Source organism: Limosilactobacillus reuteri (genome assembly GCF_034259105.1).
In the GTDB taxonomy this organism is placed as follows: Bacteria; Bacillota; Bacilli; order Lactobacillales; family Lactobacillaceae; genus Limosilactobacillus; species Limosilactobacillus reuteri_G.
Map to the genome: position 1 here is coordinate 175,001 of NZ_CP139478.1, position 15,839 is coordinate 190,839.

13 protein-coding genes and 5 pseudogenes (1 of these 18 cut by a window edge) are annotated in these 15,839 nt (G+C 40.4%); 15 read left to right on the forward strand and 3 right to left on the reverse strand.

All coding sequences use genetic code 11. The features are described from left to right. The 12 genes and pseudogenes from SH603_RS01730 to SH603_RS01785 all read left to right on the forward strand — a co-directional run. Positions 1-673 carry the 3' portion of an IS30 family transposase gene (locus SH603_RS01730; RefSeq protein WP_321534006.1) on the forward strand. 251 nt of this gene lie to the left of the window's left edge, so only the last 673 of its 924 coding nucleotides appear in the window; its start codon lies off the left edge, out of view; its stop codon occupies positions 671-673. Positions 674-769: 96 nt separating this feature from the next. Continuing rightward, positions 770-1,486, forward strand: a complete 717-nt coding sequence (locus SH603_RS01735; protein ID WP_169473453.1) for an NUDIX hydrolase — start codon at positions 770-772, stop codon at positions 1,484-1,486. A 101-nt stretch (positions 1,487-1,587) separates the two neighbouring features. Then, a complete protein-coding gene (locus SH603_RS01740) occupies positions 1,588-3,021 on the forward strand; it encodes a nicotinate phosphoribosyltransferase (RefSeq protein WP_169471445.1) in 1,434 nt (477 codons plus the stop codon). A 15-nt stretch (positions 3,022-3,036) separates the two neighbouring features. Continuing rightward, complete coding sequence (locus SH603_RS01745) at positions 3,037-3,582, forward strand: cysteine hydrolase family protein (RefSeq protein ID WP_169473451.1); 546 nt, start codon at positions 3,037-3,039, stop codon at positions 3,580-3,582. Between the two features lie 446 nt (positions 3,583-4,028). Then, positions 4,029-5,027 (forward strand): ADP-ribosylglycohydrolase family protein, encoded by a 999-nt coding sequence (locus SH603_RS01750; protein WP_169473455.1) that lies wholly within the window; start codon positions 4,029-4,031, stop codon positions 5,025-5,027. Between the two features lie 19 nt (positions 5,028-5,046). After that, a complete protein-coding gene (locus SH603_RS01755; protein WP_169473449.1) occupies positions 5,047-6,399 on the forward strand; it encodes a purine-cytosine permease family protein in 1,353 nt (450 codons plus the stop codon). A 5-nt stretch (positions 6,400-6,404) separates the two neighbouring features. Then, positions 6,405-7,292 (forward strand): PfkB family carbohydrate kinase, encoded by an 888-nt coding sequence (locus tag SH603_RS01760; RefSeq protein ID WP_169471444.1) that lies wholly within the window; start codon positions 6,405-6,407, stop codon positions 7,290-7,292. 127 nt (positions 7,293-7,419) lie between these two features. Beyond that, positions 7,420-7,734, forward strand: a complete 315-nt coding sequence (locus tag SH603_RS01765; RefSeq protein ID WP_169473445.1) for a winged helix-turn-helix transcriptional regulator — start codon at positions 7,420-7,422, stop codon at positions 7,732-7,734. A gap of 704 nt (positions 7,735-8,438) precedes the next feature. Further along, a pseudogene (ltrA, locus tag SH603_RS01770) lies at positions 8,439-9,822 on the forward strand (group II intron reverse transcriptase/maturase). A 171-nt stretch (positions 9,823-9,993) separates the two neighbouring features. Continuing rightward, positions 9,994-10,869: pseudogene (locus tag SH603_RS01775) on the forward strand (MFS transporter); the annotation flags it as partial. Between the two features lie 81 nt (positions 10,870-10,950). Beyond that, positions 10,951-11,919, forward strand: coding sequence for an IS30 family transposase (locus SH603_RS01780; protein WP_003668074.1), 969 nt, complete (start codon positions 10,951-10,953; stop codon positions 11,917-11,919). A 20-nt stretch (positions 11,920-11,939) separates the two neighbouring features. Further along, a pseudogene (locus SH603_RS01785) lies at positions 11,940-12,395 on the forward strand (MFS transporter); the annotation flags it as partial. Between the two features lie 156 nt (positions 12,396-12,551). On the opposite strand, the gene SH603_RS01790 reads toward SH603_RS01785, so the two are convergent. Further along, complete coding sequence (locus SH603_RS01790; protein ID WP_169473797.1) at positions 12,552-13,292, reverse strand: SDR family NAD(P)-dependent oxidoreductase; 741 nt, start codon at positions 13,290-13,292, stop codon at positions 12,552-12,554. Positions 13,293-13,399: 107 nt separating this feature from the next. Here SH603_RS01790 and SH603_RS01795 point away from each other — a divergent pair, with 107 nt between their 5' ends. After that, on the forward strand, positions 13,400-13,627 hold the full coding sequence (locus tag SH603_RS01795; protein ID WP_135951799.1) for a hypothetical protein: 228 nt from the start codon (positions 13,400-13,402) through the stop codon (positions 13,625-13,627). Between the two features lie 78 nt (positions 13,628-13,705). Beyond that, a pseudogene (locus SH603_RS01800) lies at positions 13,706-14,263 on the forward strand (NAD(P)-dependent oxidoreductase); the annotation flags it as partial. 14 nt (positions 14,264-14,277) lie between these two features. On the opposite strand, the gene SH603_RS01805 reads toward SH603_RS01800, so the two are convergent. Next, on the reverse strand, positions 14,278-15,201 hold the full coding sequence (locus SH603_RS01805) for an IS30 family transposase (protein ID WP_321533676.1): 924 nt from the start codon (positions 15,199-15,201) through the stop codon (positions 14,278-14,280). A 99-nt stretch (positions 15,202-15,300) separates the two neighbouring features. Here SH603_RS01805 and SH603_RS01810 point away from each other — a divergent pair. After that, positions 15,301-15,414: pseudogene (locus SH603_RS01810) on the forward strand (NADH-flavin reductase); the annotation flags it as partial. Positions 15,415-15,474: 60 nt separating this feature from the next. Here SH603_RS01810 and SH603_RS01815 read toward each other — a convergent pair. Continuing rightward, positions 15,475-15,708 (reverse strand): cytochrome b5 domain-containing protein, encoded by a 234-nt coding sequence (locus SH603_RS01815; protein WP_003665459.1) that lies wholly within the window; start codon positions 15,706-15,708, stop codon positions 15,475-15,477. Positions 15,709-15,839: the final 131 nt, after the last annotated feature.

Genomic DNA, 15,839 nt, shown 5'->3' on the forward strand with positions numbered 1-15,839 from the left:
GATCCAAAAATGGTCGATTGAACAAGTGGCTCATGTAGTTAGAATCGCCTACAAGACCATCTACAACTGGATTGATCAAGGAGTATTGGATATTGGCGTGGCTGATTTACCTGACCATGGAATTCGCCGCCGACGAGCCATAGAAACCCGTGGGACTTTTAGCCATGGACGTTCCATTGAAGATCGTCCCGCTGAAGTTATTGACCGTCATACCTCAGGTCACTTTGAAGCAGATACAGTTTTATCTGGAAAGCGTAAAGGTCAAGCAATAGCTACGTTTGTCGAGCGTAAGAGTCGTCTTACCATCGTTAAACGGCTTCAGGGACGAGATAGTACCTCAATGACCAAGGCCATTTTAGAATTAGCTAACCAGTTAGAAGATAATCTCAAGACCCTTATTGTTGACCATGGGAAAGAATTCGCTAACTACAAGCTAATTGAAGAGCAGGCCAGGATTCCCCTCTACTTTGCGCATGCTTATTCTCCACATGAACGAGGCAGTAATGAGAATCGCAACCGAGTACTACGACGCTTTATCCCCAAAGGTCAACCGATTGAGGAAATCACTGATGATGAGTTAATTCAAATCAACTGGTATTTGAACTCCAGACCACTCAAATGCTTAAACTGGCGAACGCCGATTGAAGTCTTTTTACTTAATCTACGTCACTAAATTTGTTCAAGTTATTTCTTGCAATCTGCCATTTTAAATTGACATTTCAGGATTGCAATTTTGGATTGCGCTATAATATTTGATGAGGTGAAAAAGATGGTTGACAAAATTGTTGCACGACCGCTAATTACGATTGCAAATATTATCTGGAGCTTTAATCCGCAAACGCACTTGCCCCAAATCCTGCTTGTAAAACGGGCATATGCACCTTTTAAGGATCGGTGGGCACTCCCGGAAACTCTATTACGGAGCAATGAAAGCGCCAAAATTGCTTGCATTCGTTTGATTAAGGATAAAATTGGGGTTCAGCTTTCCAATAGTGCGACCGAACAATTAGCAACATTTACTAATCCCCAGCGGGTTAGTGGCGACCGCGCGTTGGCGATTGCTTACATGACATTTTTACCAGTGATGCCCCAGCTTAAAGCCGGATACGGGGCGACAGAAGTGCGGTGGTTTAGTCTCAATTTTGACCATGGTGACTTCCTGCTGCAAAACGGCGAACTTGTCTTGGGGTTATCCGACGATTCACCGTTAGCATTTGACCATCACCAAATTATTGGGACTGCAATTAGGCGCATTAAAAATAAATTAAACTATCAGCCTACGATTCTCCAGATCCTGGGGTCAACCTTTACTTTACGCCAGGCACGAGAAGTCTATGCGATCTTTTTACAAACAACGGTCGAGAAAATTGATAATTCTAACTTTAAGAAAACCCATCGAAAAATATTTAAGGAGGTTGGAACGGCTGCTACTAAGCGTTCGGGACGGCCACCTAAGCTATTTAAACTGGCGGAAGGTTGTATTTAAAAATAGCGGTGCTATAATCGGAATAATAAAAGTTAATCATACTTTTATTTTTTACTATAATTTAGGTACTTTTTACTTAAAAGATTGGAAGCAAATATTAGATGAATCATGAATTATTAACCGATATGTACGAATTTTCGATGGCAAATGGTTATTATCTAACGCTTTCTCATGATAAACAGGCTCGGTTTGATGTCTTTTATCGGAAGGCTCCTGATGATAGCAGCTTTGTCATCAGTGCTGGATTAAAGCAGGTAGTTGATGAAGTTAAGAACTGGCACTTTTCTCCTGATGATATTGCTTACTTGAAATCATTGAAGCATTTTTCGGATGACTTTCTTTTTTACTTAACTGAAGCCCACAATCGGTGCTCCATTGAAGCATTACCGGAAGGGACGCCGGTTTTCCCGCAAGAACCGTTTCTAAGTATTACTGGTCCCTTGATGGACGTCCAATTGCTCGAGACGCTTATTTTAAACATCATTAATCACCAGTCGTTGATTGCAACAAAGGCATGGCAAATCACAAATGCCGCGGACAATCGGCCAGTAATGGAATTTGGTGCGCGGCGGGCGCAAGGACCCGATGCCGCAATCTACGGAGCACGGGCTGCAATCATTGGTGGTTGTGGAAGCACCTCCAATGTTCTCGCAGCTAAACTGTTTAATGTGCCAGCAGTCGGGACAATGGCTCACGCCTGGATCGAAAGTTTTCCTGATGAATTGACCGCCTTTCGGGCATGGGCAAAAATTTATCCTGATAATGCGGCGTTGCTGGTTGATACTTACGATGTTTTGCAATCCGGGGTGCCAAACGCAATTAAGGTATTTAAGGAATTACGGGCTGCAGGGCATGAACCAGTCGGCATCCGCATTGATTCAGGGGACATTGCCCAACTAGCAAAGCAGGCCCGGAAGATGATGGATGATGCAGGGTTCCCTGATGCGAAGATCACTGCCTCGAATGCTCTCGATGCTCATATTATCAAGTCGCTATTAAACCAAGGTGCTCCACTGGACAACTTTGGAATTGGGGAAAGATTGATAACGAGTTCATCTAGTCCCGTTTTGAGTGGGGTCTATAAGATGGCGGCGCTTGAAAATAAAGGTAAGTGGGAGCCCAAAATCAAGATCAGCAATAGTCGAGAAAAGGTAACGCTGCCGGGACATAAGCAGGTTTACCGCTTATACGATAAGCATGATCCCCAGCATGCCGTTGCGGATGTGATTGCCCTGGCTGATGAACAGATTGGGTCCAAGATTACGGCAATCAGTGCCGACGTTCATGTGACCCGGAACAAGGTTATTTTGACTGACTTTATTGCTAAGCCGTTACTGCAGCAGGTGTTAACGCCTGATAAGACAGCGACATGCGAAGCTAATCCCTTTGTAATTCAACGGTTTGCGAAGAAGAATTTAGCACAGTTGCCGGCAGCAACCCAACGCTTGCTCAATCCTGACCGCTTCCCTGTTTATCTAACGAAGCGTCTTGCTGATTTACAACAAAAATTAATTGATGAAGCTACCAATATGTAAGAGAGGTAAGAAATGATGGCAAAAGCATTATTGATAATTGATTATACTTATGATTCTGTTGCAGATGACGGTGCACTAACATGCGGTAAGCCGGCGCAAAAGCTTGAGAATAGTCTCGTTGAATTGGTCGATAAATTTTATCGGGCAGGGGATTATGTAATCTTCCCAACCGATGGGCATACGGGGGATAAGTTTAGCCCGGAATATAAGCTATACCCCCGGCACAATATTGTTGGGACGCCAGGACAGTTACTATATGGCGAGTTAAAGGAGTGGTATGACCAGCACTGCGATAGCGACCGGGTATACCAGTTCAATAAGAATCGTTATTCCGCTTTTCAGAATACTAATCTCGATAATTATTTACGTGAACGAAAAATTGATGACTTGTGGCTTGCCGGCTTGTGTACTGATATTTGTGTTCTTCATACGGCCATTTCTGCCTATAATTTGAATTACCATCTTACTATTCCGACGAAAGACGTCGCAACCTTCACTAAGAATGGTCAACAGTGGGCGCTGGATCATTTTAAGAATTCATTAGGGGCAACCTTGGTTTAATGAATTTTGACCGGAAAGAATAGACAAATTTTTATGCAATAGTTAAAGTATAGTTTACTTAAATATTGTGATCCCTTGGGCAAACGTGGAAGCTAACAATGAAGGTAGAACGTCCAAGTAATCGTAATTAAAAGTAGCTCTTGTAACAGTTAAGTGGTGCAGTAGGAAGGGCTAGCCATCCTAAACACCTATTGGTTGAATTTTCAGAAAATTAATAAAAATATGATTGGCTATCAAAAGTCTACTATGATACATGGTACAGTGTGTAAACGTTGATATATCAAGATATTCTACACTTGAATACGAATATAAGGCAATTGCTTCGACAACACTATTAAGAATGTCAGCCGTCGCTGTTGATGAAGAAGAAACATTATGAAAAGGCCAAAGACACATATAGCAATTTTGCTGAATTCGATTTAACGCTTGGTGCGTGGGGAGTTTTTATGCGAGATAAAGATAAAATTTTAGGAGCATTATATGGACAAGCAATTGGTGATTCAATGGGTATGCCTACTGAATTATGGCCAATTCAAAAAATTCGGGATAAGTTTGGCCGGAATATTACAACCTTTTTAGATGGTACAGACGATAATAATATTGCGATTAATTTTAAGGCTGGTGAGTACACCGATGATACCAACCAAGCGTTTGCAATCTTAGATGCGCTCATTGAAACAAACTGGGAACCAGATACTAAAGTACTAGTTAAGCACATTATGAAGTGGGCTGTCGCTGTTGGAGCATGGACCAATAATATTTTAGGCCCAAGTAGTAAAGCAGCACTCAAACTGGTAAAGGAAGGGAAGAACCCATCTGAAGTTACCAAAACTGCTTTAACTAATGGTTGTGGTATGCGGATTTCACCAATTGGTACTCTTTATGAACCTGAAGACTTTGATCAGTTAATTGAGATGGTTTATGAGGTTACTAAGATTACTCACTCTAGTGATGTTTCCATTTCAGGAGCTGCAATGATTGCAGGAGCTGTTACTGCTGCAATGGCTGACTACGACTGGGATGACATTATTGATTATGCTAAAAAGGCAAACGATGCTGGTTTTAAATTAGGTACGCCAACGTGGGCTGCACATAACAAAGAACGGCTTGAAGTCGGGATTGCCCTTGCACATAAGTACGAAGGTAATGATGAAGCATTTAGTCGAGCAATTTCCAATACTGTTGGAACAGGAACCACGATTTCAGAGAGTATTCCAGCAGCACTGGCAATTGCTTACTATGCTAAGGACGTAAAGAAGAGTGCCTTCATTTGTACTAATTTAGGTGGCGATACCGATACGATTGGCGCAATGGCAACTGCAATTTGTGGAGCAAAAGTTGGTGCTAAAAACATTCCAGAAGACTGGAAAAAGTTAATTGACGAAAAGAACCCTCAACACAATATTCAAGAGTTTGCAGATAAGATTTCTGAATTTAAGGCATAGTAAAATGAGGTGAATTACTATGGATAATGAATTTGTTAAAGTTCCAGAAAAAGATAAAACGTTAAGTCCTGAGAAACTTTTCTATAACTGGTTTGCTGCTAATATCGGTATTATGGGTTTCGTTTATGGTGCTATTATTGTTAGTTATCATTTATCCTTCTGGCAATCAGTTACGGCAGCGTTGATTGGTGCATTGACTTTTGCAATTCCGGGTTGGGTTGCAATGATTGGGCAACGTGAAGGTGTAACCACATTTAAGATGAGTCGAGCAACTTTTGGTACGCATGGTAACAAAATTCCTAACTTTATGGCTTGGCTAAATATGGTTGGCTGGCTTGCTGTCAATGTAATTACTGGTACTTTACTATTTTCTGCAATGCTAAAAACAATCCATGTCCCACAAACTGGCTTTACAAAGTTTATTTGTTTAGTTGTTTTCGCAGGATTAGTCTTTCTGTCAGGTATCTTTAAGGAAGATACTTTAGCTAAAATTCAGACTTGGTTAAGCTGGATATTTGGTGGATTAACATTAGTTATGTTGATTATGTTCTTAATGAACGCAAATTGGGGTGAGGCATTTGCTATGAAGCCGGGCAGTTGGGTAACAGGCTGGTTACCAGCTGTTGCCTTCATTGCTGCCGGTTCTAGTATCTCATGGTCAATGGCTGCAGCTGATTGGGGTGCATACGTTCATCCTAACACGAAGCCATCTGCTACTTTTTGGAATACTACTTTAGGTGCTGCTACACCACTTTTCATTTTAATGGCTGGTGGGGTATTGCTAAGTACAATTTCCCCAAGTTTAGCTAGTGCAAGTGACCCATACCAAGTAATGTATGGAGCTATTCCAGGCTGGTTTGGTTTTCTCTACTTCTTGGTGGCTGCTGGTGGTATTATTCCACAATGTTTAGTTTCATTCCGTTCAGCGCGAATCAATCTTTCTACGATTGGAATTAAAGTTTCACAAAAGACATCATTAATTTTGCATGCTGTGATTATTATTCTAATTTCTATTTATGTTTTGTTTATTTCTGGTGACTTTTTAAGCAACTTTGAATTGTTCTTAAACTTCTTGGGCATTTGCCTTGCTTCATGGGTTGCTATCTTCTTAGTAGATAGCGTTATTTACCGTAAGAATGGCTATGATGTTAAGCTAATGGAACCAAATTCATCTGTACACTATAACTGGCCAGGAATTATTTCTTGGATTATTGCTACTATTTTCGGCTTTCTCTTTACGTCAAATGCAGCATATCGTGGACCGTTTGCTCATGGTATTTTTGAAAATAACAGTAGTTTGGCTGTCTTCGTTTCAGGGATTGCTGCAATTATTGTTATGTTTATTAAGAGTAGTGATAAGCAGGAGGATTGAGTATTATGACCAAAAAAAGTCTAATTATTGGTGCTGCTTTTGTAGATGTAATAATGGACGTTGCGCAGATGCCGACTTCGGGCAGTGACGTTACAGCAAAATTAAAGTCCTATAATGTTGGTGGTTGTGCTTTCAATGTCTACGGTGCAATTAAACACTATCTAGGTGCTAACTCTGCTGACCTTTTTGTGCCTGTGGGAAAGGGACAATATAGTGAAATAGTTCGAAAAACAATGAATTATAGCAAAATTCCAATTTTACTTGAGGATAACCATCAAGATAACGGTTGGGATCTTTGCTTGGTTGAGCCAAATGGTGAGCGGACTTTCATCACGGTTCCAGGAATTGAACAGGATTGGAAAGATGAGTGGTTTAGTAAGATTAATTTGTCTGATTATAAGTATTTCTATGTAAGTGGTTATGAAATGGAAGACGTAAAATCAGCCAATTTACTGTTGGACCACTTGGAACAACGTGATAATGATTCATACATTCTGTTTGACGCTTCACCACGAATTAGTCATATTGATTCCCAGATTTTAAATAGGCTAATCACAAAAGGCGTAATTATTAATGCCAATGAGGATGAAATTGGTTTTCTTAGTGATAGAGATACATTGGAAGAAAAGACAAGTGACGTTTTTGGAAAAACTGACGAACCAGTTCTTGTTACTCTAGGTGCTAAGGGAACTTACTTATATGATGATAATGGTGGAAGAATCATTAGCAGTGATAAAGTCGAAAATGTTGTCAATACAATCGGTGCTGGTGATACTCACTGTGGTGGAGTGATTGCTGGACTGCTAAATGGTAATTCATTTGCAGAAGTATGTAAGATTGGAAATAATCTTTCTGCACAAGTTATTCAGCAAGAAGCTGGAAGCCTTATCTAATAGTTTTTGTTATTACATAAATTGAATAACAGGTAAAACAGAGTACGTAGGCTATAATGCTGCCTTTTTAATCAGTGATCAAAATGCAACAACTACAAAAGATGCAGTTTATCAGGGTAATGATGTTATGAAATTTAAGGATAAATGGGAAATAACTGGTGTTCTGACTTCTCAAATAGATGAATTACTTTACAAACGGCGAATTAAAAATAAAGTATGTCGTTTTAGTGAATTACAAAAACGAATGCCAAATTGTTCTAGGCGAATGCTATCTTTACAACTTAGCGGATTAGAAAAAGATAACATTGTCGAAAAGAAAGTATATCCAGTCATTTCTCCTAAAACAGAATATAAATTAACCCGTTTTGGACAAACGTTAACTCCACTTATTATTGAAATGGAGAAATGGGGAAGAATATATAACACTATAAATTTAGAATAAAATTAAAAAATGATGTGAATTTTTATTGATTTCTAATTATGGTTATGATAAGATCTTACTATTAATTAAGACGAAAGCGAGAACAGATTAATGTCATTTACTACTAATGTACACGTAAATATTATTATTATTCGGATCATTAATTAGATGATGCGAATAATTAGTGCTGTTCGTATCACTATACTAGGGATGTGAACAGTGATAGTGGTAGAGACATTTCTGTCGGCCAGCTGACTGTTCAACAGTTAGCTGGTTTTTTTAGTGCGCCCGGCATGGGTATTAGCTAGGTGGTGAAAGTCCGCTATGGGCCGTAGTAGTCGGAACCATGAGCTGAGGACAAGGGTGTCCACCGTGAGGTGGAATCTGAAGGAAGTCTAAGGCAAAGTACTGCATCGATGAACAAGAAGTAGCTATAAGGCTGAAATTAACTGGATAAGGCTGCTAGACAAGTTGAAGTCCAATACTACTCGAAGTTGGTCTCAGTAAAGCTAACGATGACATGGTACGAAAGCTAATATTCTTACCCGGGGAGATCTGGCCTACACGTTTCCGACAAGAGGAATAAGTTTAATTTCCACAGAAACAAGCGGTGCAGTGATGCAGTGTTGAGTAAGCCAGAAGTCAGCCGAGGTCATAGTAGTTTGAATAATCAGATGAAGGACTGAACGACAATAACTTGTAACTTATATCGGAGGTGTAATCAGGTGCGACAATCGCAGAAAACAGAACAACAAGCTGACCGCTTGTCGAGGATAGGTTTGGAAAACCGAAAGTACACAAGGGCGCGTAGTACCGGTTATGGTGAAGGTAAAGGTATGAGTGTCACTATCCAAGACCTGGTCTTGGATCGCAATAACCTTAATCAGGCTTATTTGCGAGTTAAGAGAAATAAAGGAGCAGCAGGCGTTGACGATATGACAGTCAATGACCTTCTGCCATATCTCAGAGAAAATAAGACGGAACTGATCGCTAGTTTGCGTGAGGGCAAGTATAAACCAGCTCCAGTCAAACGGGTAGAAATTCCGAAGCCTAATGGTGGAGTAAGAAGACTTGGAATACCAACGGTGGTGGACCGAATGGTTCAACAAGCTGTAGCCCAAATTCTTACGCCTATCTTTGAGCGTATTTTCTCTGATAATAGCTTTGGCTTCCGTCCCCACCGTGGGGCCCATGACGCTATTTCAAAAGTAGTAGATCTTTATAATCAAGGTTATCGAAGAGTTGTCGACTTAGACCTAAAAGCCTATTTTGATAACGTTAATCATGACTTGATGATTAAGTATCTCCAACAATATATTGATGACCCATGGACACTAAGACTCATTCGTAAGTTTCTAACTAGCGGAGTCTTAGACCATGGGCTTTTCGCTAAGAGTGAAAAAGGAAACCCCACAAGGAGGGCCATTGTCACCACTACTGGCGAACATCTATCTAAATGAGTTGGACGAAGAGTTGACTAGACGTGGTCACCACTTTGTGCGCTATGCGGATGATTGTAACATCTATGTTAAAAGTCAACGAGCCGGAGAACGAGTAATGCGAAGCATTACCCAGTTTCTAGAAAAGCGCTTGAAAGTTAAAGTGAACCCAGATAAAACCAAAGTCGGTAGCCCGCTACGGTTGAAGTTTCTTGGCTTTTCGTTGGGTGTAGACCACAATGGGGCCTACGCCCGTCCAGCTAAACAATCGCAACAACGAGTAAAGAAAGCACTGAAGTTATTAACTAAACGTAATCGTGGAATATCTCTGACAAGAATGTTTGAAGAAATTCATCGAAAAATGCGTGGGTGGCTTCAGTACTACTCAATTGGGAAACTAACTAACTTTATTCAACGCCTTGACAAGTGGTTGAGGGTCCGAATAAGGCAGTATATTTGGAAGCAATGGAAAAAGTTTAAAACTAAGGTAACTAACTTACAGAAGTTGGGGCTGCCCCAGCATGATGCATATGTCTTCGCTAGTACCCGAAAGGGCTACTGGCGAACTGCACATAGTAAGACCTTGAGCTATTCTCTAACTAATAGAAAACTGGAACAACTCGGACTTATGAATATGTCCAAGACGCTCCAGTCAATTCAATGTGATTAAGTTGTCGAACCGCCGTATACGGAACCGTACGTACGGTGGTGTGAGAGGTCGATAATTGAACTAATCAATTATCTCCTACTCGATTTGAAGGGATGTGGAAAAATGGAAAGTGAAATTAAGACTAGAAGTGATAATAGATCGTAAATTAAACTGAAATGAGAGGTAAATACTATGGATAGTACAGTAACTAACACCCCGCAGACAAACAGCAAGCTTAATGTAAAACGTGATCCTGTCAAGACAGTAATTTTGGCTTCGATGATGGGAACGGCAATTGAGTTTTTCGATTTTTACGCTTACGGGACTGCATCTGCTGCCTATTTTCCCAAAATTTTCTTTCCGCAAATGACCCCTTTACTCGCAACACTTTTAAGTTTGTTGACTTTTGGAGTAGCCTTTGTAGCACGCCCGGTAGGTTCCTTCCTCTTTGGACATTATGGTGATCGTTTAGGACGCAAGAAAACGCTTGTGGTCTCACTTTTAGTAATGGGAGTGGCAACGGTAGCCATTGGTTTCATTCCTAGCTATCAAGTTATCGGCGTTTGGGGAGCATTGTTACTTTGCCTTTGTCGGTTTGTCCAAGGAATCGGGCTTGGAGGCGAATGGTCCGGAGCTGTGTTAGTAGCTACTGAAAATGCTCCGGCTAACAAGCGGGCATTATATGGTGCATTTCCGGAAGTGGGAGCACCAATCGGATTCTTCCTATGCAATGGCTTATTTTTTGCTTTAGAACGGGTACTAACACCAACGCAAATGATGACGTTTGGTTGGCGAATTCCTTTTTGGGCCTCGGCTGTTTTAGTCGTTATAGGGTTATATGTCCGACGTCGTTTACAAGAAACACCTTTGTTTAAGTTGGCTCAAGAACGTGATAACACAACTGCTTCGCCTCTTCGTGAAGTATTCAAATCTAATTGGCGTGAAATCTTAAAAGGAACTTTCATCATGGGAGCAACCTATGCACTATTCTTTACATTAACAACCTGGTCATTATCATATGCTACAACAGCTTTAGGTTTTACCTCTTCGGAATTTTTATTCGTCGTTTGTAAAATTAAGTTAGAAAAAATAAAAAGCCATTTGTGATAGACTTTTGAATATCCCTAATCAAAAGAAAGGCAATCACAAATGACCTATAAACATCTTACCACACGTGAATTAACTCTCATAGCTGATTTTTGGTATCAAGGTACTAAAGCTTATCGGGCTGCTAAATTACTTCAGCGTAGTCAAGAAACCATCTATCGTGTTTATCGTTTCCTCAACGACGGTAAAACCATCGACCAATATCTTCAGACTTATCAGCGTCATAAGCGTCGTTGTGGTCGGAAGCAGACCCAACTGCCAACTATCGAAGTTAACTATATCCATGCGCAAATCAAGGCAGGTTGGACTCCTGATACTATTATTGGTCGTCATGAACACCCAATTAGCTGCAGTATGCGCACCCTTTATCGCATGTTTGCCCGCAATCAGTATGGCTTTTCCGTTAAACAGCTACCGATGAAAGGAAAACGCCATCCCAATGGCTATGTGGAACATCGTGGTAAAGCTGGCCAATTAGGACGCAGTATCTATCAACGATATCGTGATTTTCCGCATTACCAACATGAATTTGGGCACTTTGAAGCTGATACAGTTCAAGGTAAAGCTCACCGCGGAGCGGTAATGACGCTAGTAGAGCGACAATCCAAAGTAATGATTGTCCTTAATATTCATCATAAAACAGACGAAGCAGTGAATTGTCAGCTTGATCAATGGCTCGCTAAACTGCCACGTCACTTTGTTAAATCAATTACTTTTGATAACGGGAAAGAATTTGCTGGATGGCGAGAAATAGCCAATAAGTATGATCTTCACACCTATTTTGCGGAAGTCGGTGCTCCCAATCAACGAGGGTTAAACGAAAATAATAACGGCCTCTTGCGTCGTGATGGTCTTAGTAAAAAGCTAGATTTTCGCGATTTACCAGACGAACTAGTCACTCAGCTAATGCATCGTCGCAACAATATCCCACGAAAATCTCTTAATTATCGTACACCATTAGAAGTATTCTTGAGTCATGTCACAGAAGAACAACTTTCACCTTTTTTCTAATTTAAATTGACATTTCAGGATTATTATTAATGGGTGCAATTGTTGAATTCGCTGTTTTGATCATGTTAACTTCTGTATTAGCAGATCGTGTTGGTCGGAAAAAAGTTTTATTAACTGCGTCAGTAGCACTAGTTGGCTATTCCTTGGTATTCCCATATTTCCTTACAGGACAACATAACTTAGTTGGCGTTTTACTCTTCTTAGGACTAGGATTCTTAGTAATGGGCACTCTTTATGGTCCAGTCGGCGCTGTTTTGCCTGAACTGTTCCCAACCAGAGTTCGCTATTCTGGTGCAGGAATTACTTATAACTTAGCTGCAGTGGTTGGGGCAGCTGTTGCTCCAACTGTAACAACTTGGTTAATTGCTAATTATGGATTACATTCGGCTGGATATTATATGCTAGTTTTATCAGTACTAGCAGTTATTTCTTGGTTATTGACAAAAGAAACAAAGGATGTGGATTATACTAAATAATATCTTGTTTAGAGGAATTAGTGAGAAAACCTACTGACTATAGTTATTAGATAAAAATTTATGTCCCCGTTAAAAAATGATGTAAAAATTCGGGGCAAGTCATAATTAATAAAGCCACTGGTAACACACATTAAGTGCTACTAGTGGCTTTATTAATTACATTGGTTGTCCCGTTGAGATTTCAAAGCCGGCTGTTACAGGAATTACTTCTCCTGTAATTGCACTAGCAGCTGGGCTAGCGACAAAATAAATTGCAGCGGCGACTTCTTCGGGTTCAACAATCCGATTTAATGGACTGTTTTTTGCGAATTTTTGTTTATCTTGGTGAAAAAGCGGGGTATTAGTCGGACCAGGTGCAACAACATTTACGCGAATATTATTTTTACCGTAATCAATTGCCATTGCCCGAGTCATGTTAATAATTGCTCCCTTGGCGGCATTATAAGCAACCATTGCTCGATCACCAGCCATTCCTGAGACAGAGGAAATATTAACGATACTACCATGATCTTGTTCAATCATTGTTGGTAAGAAGGCTTTGCTAATAAGGAAAGTCCCCTTAACATCAACATCAAAGATTTTATCCCAATCTTCTTCACTTGTTTCATGAACCTCGCCGTGAATAACGATTCCTGCATTATTGACAATCGCATCAACAGTTTTAAATTTATTGAGAGTTATTTGCTTAACATGTTCAACCTCACTTGATTTACTAATATCGGTTTGAATAAAAGCAACTTGTGCCGGAGAATACGTTTCGCCTAATTGTCGTTCAACTTGCATCCCCTTTGCTGCATCACGACCGATAAGCACCGTATTCCATCCATTTTCAAGAAAAATATCAGCAGTGGCAAGACCAATCCCAGAGGTTCCACCAGTAATAACAACTGTTTGCATATATAAAACTCCTCTCTAATCTTTTCTCTAATTATGACATTTTTGGCCAGATTTAGCTATTTGTTAGAAAAGTCTTTATAATAAAATAAGGATAAGGAGGGAATGTAATGAATACAGCAACTTTAAAAGCGCTCCAAAATTGGCTTCATGGACGTGGCTATACATTAGAACAAGTAGACGCACAACTAATTCTTAAATATCATGGACAAGAGCGAGCAGTCATTACGCCACCTGATCGCTATCAAGTGAAAGACCTTGACCTAAATTTTAATGCCTGGGTTGAGCTTAATAAGTGTATTCGCAATATTCGCCATTATTTAGCTAGTAACGAATAGAAAGCCTTTTCTTTGGCAAGAATACTTCCTCGTGATAGAGTTATTCATGAAGGGAATATAGTCCAAGGAGGGATAGTCATGATAAGAGTTGGAATAATTGGTGCTTCTGGAATGGCAGGCAGTGCAATCTATAAATTAGCATCGACAAAAAAAGATTTGAATGTAACTGGAATTGTTCGAAATGAAAGTAAGGCCAGAAAGATCCTTGGTGATGATGCCAATTTGATCAGTGGTGACATTTTTGCCTTAAATGATAGTTTGTTGTCGCGGTTTGATGTGATTGTTGATGCATATGGTACTAGTCCAGAGAATGCGGATCGGCAAGTAAGACTGGCTGAGAAATTAGTAGTTTTAGCCCGGAAACATAAAATCCGTTTAATTTTCATTCTTGGTGCCGGAAGCCTTAAAACTGGTAAAGATAAGCATCTATTTGTTGACGATATTGAAAAGATGCCTGGTGCGGAGACGTGGATTAATACACCCCGCCAGCAGTTAAAAGAATTACAGTATCTTGAAACCATTTCTGACATTGATTGGCTAGGAATTTCACCATCAGCAGTATTTGAAGCTGGGGTTGCTACTAATTATATTCTTGGTCAGGATGAATTATTATTTAATGAGGCAGATTGCAAGAAATAACTTGAACGAATTTAGTGACGTAGATTAATCAAGAAGATCTCGATTGGTGTGTGCCAGTTAAGACATTTAAGTGGTCGGGAATTCAGATACCAATTGATTTGAACCAGCTGGCGATCGCTCAGCTCTTCAATGGCTTGTCCCTTGGGAATAAACCGTCGCAAAACTCGATTACGGTTCTCATTACTACCGCGTTCGTGCGGTGAATAGGCATGGGCAAAGTAAACCTGAGTACCCGTTAGCTGTTCAATTGCCTGATAGTTAGCGAACTCTTTCCCATGATCCACGGTAAGCGTCTTGAGCTTGTCTTGAAGTTGACTAGCTAGTTCAAGTACGGCTTGAGTCATGGACTGACTGTCGCGACCATGGAGCCGTTTAACAATTGTCAGGCGACTCTTACGCTCCACAAAAGTCGCCACAGCTTGACCTTTACGTTTGCCAGAAAGTACGGTATCAGCTTCAAAGTGGCCGAATTCTTGGCGAGTTTCGACTTTATGAGGACGCTCCTCAATGGAGCGGCCGTGACTGAACGTACCACGCTTTTCTTTAGCACGATGACGACGAATTCCATGATCAGGCAAATCGGGTAACTGTACATCAAGCCATCCTTGATCAATCCAGTTATAGACCGTCTTGTAGGCAATCCCAACTACATGGGCAACTTGTTCAGGGGACCACTTCTGGACTTGAATCTTTTCCTCAATCAAGTGCTTAAGGCTTTTAGTGAGTGAAGACTTCCGCCCCCGTTGACTAACCTTGCGTTCAAAGTCAGTTTGCGCTAGTTCAGCTTGATACCCACTATTTAGCCGGTGAAGTTCGTTAAAGATGGTGGTCTTACTAAAGCCTAAGTAGTTAGCGATGTATCGCAAGGAACGTCCTTCATTATGAAGCGTTTCAATGACAACACGGTTCTGGAATGATAAAATAGTGGTGCTCATCAAGGTCCTTCTTTCTAATGGATTGTGTGGTAACACCATTAAAGACCTTGATGGGTTTTTCTGTCCACTTAAATGTTCAACTTAAATTTTACAATCTGCCATGAACAAAATGAATCAAAGGTAACTGCAGGGACAATGGCGAAGTTAGTGGTCAATGAAATTTTAGCACCACGCCACCATCGTGAACGAATTACCGTTATTGATGCAGAATAGTTATTAGAACTACAGTAAATACTAAAAGGCATGAGAACGCAAATCTCATGCCTTTTAGTATTAATCAACTAATTTTCCAATAATTGGGAGTTTTGAAACTGGTGAATACTTTTTGGCTGCTTGTTGATAGGTGACGTCTGATAAATCATGGCCGAAAACATTACCATGGATTTCCGCACCTTTCCACTCTGGAACCTCAGAAACATCATAAACGTTTCCGCGAACTCCAATATATGCTGGACGACCTTCTTGCCCGTTATATTGCGCTAATTCATTGTGAGTAAATGACCGCATAATAATCCCTCCTATAAGAAGCTGGAAATTGACTCGGCCTCTTCCTGTATGAGTGTAACGACATATGAAAATAGATGACGAATTTACTCGTTATCCTATCATCACTATAACACGAAAATGGTAATGACATC

Coding starts and splice junctions, on each gene's coding strand:
- SH603_RS01815 (WP_003665459.1), bottom strand. CDS start 15,708: ATGCGGTCATTTACTCACAATGAATTAGCGCAATATAACGGGCAAGAA.
- SH603_RS01760 (WP_169471444.1), top strand. CDS start 6,405: ATGACCAAAAAAAGTCTAATTATTGGTGCTGCTTTTGTAGATGTAATA.
- SH603_RS01755 (WP_169473449.1), top strand. CDS start 5,047: ATGGATAATGAATTTGTTAAAGTTCCAGAAAAAGATAAAACGTTAAGT.
- SH603_RS01795 (WP_135951799.1), top strand. CDS start 13,400: ATGAATACAGCAACTTTAAAAGCGCTCCAAAATTGGCTTCATGGACGT.
- SH603_RS01735 (WP_169473453.1), top strand. CDS start 770: ATGGTTGACAAAATTGTTGCACGACCGCTAATTACGATTGCAAATATT.
- SH603_RS01765 (WP_169473445.1), top strand. CDS start 7,420: ATGAAATTTAAGGATAAATGGGAAATAACTGGTGTTCTGACTTCTCAA.
- SH603_RS01750 (WP_169473455.1), top strand. CDS start 4,029: ATGCGAGATAAAGATAAAATTTTAGGAGCATTATATGGACAAGCAATT.
- SH603_RS01805 (WP_321533676.1), bottom strand. CDS start 15,201: ATGAGCACCACTATTTTATCATTCCAGAACCGTGTTGTCATTGAAACG.
- SH603_RS01780 (WP_003668074.1), top strand. CDS start 10,951: ATGACCTATAAACATCTTACCACACGTGAATTAACTCTCATAGCTGAT.
- SH603_RS01745 (WP_169473451.1), top strand. CDS start 3,037: ATGGCAAAAGCATTATTGATAATTGATTATACTTATGATTCTGTTGCA.
- SH603_RS01740 (WP_169471445.1), top strand. CDS start 1,588: ATGAATCATGAATTATTAACCGATATGTACGAATTTTCGATGGCAAAT.
- SH603_RS01790 (WP_169473797.1), bottom strand. CDS start 13,292: ATGCAAACAGTTGTTATTACTGGTGGAACCTCTGGGATTGGTCTTGCC.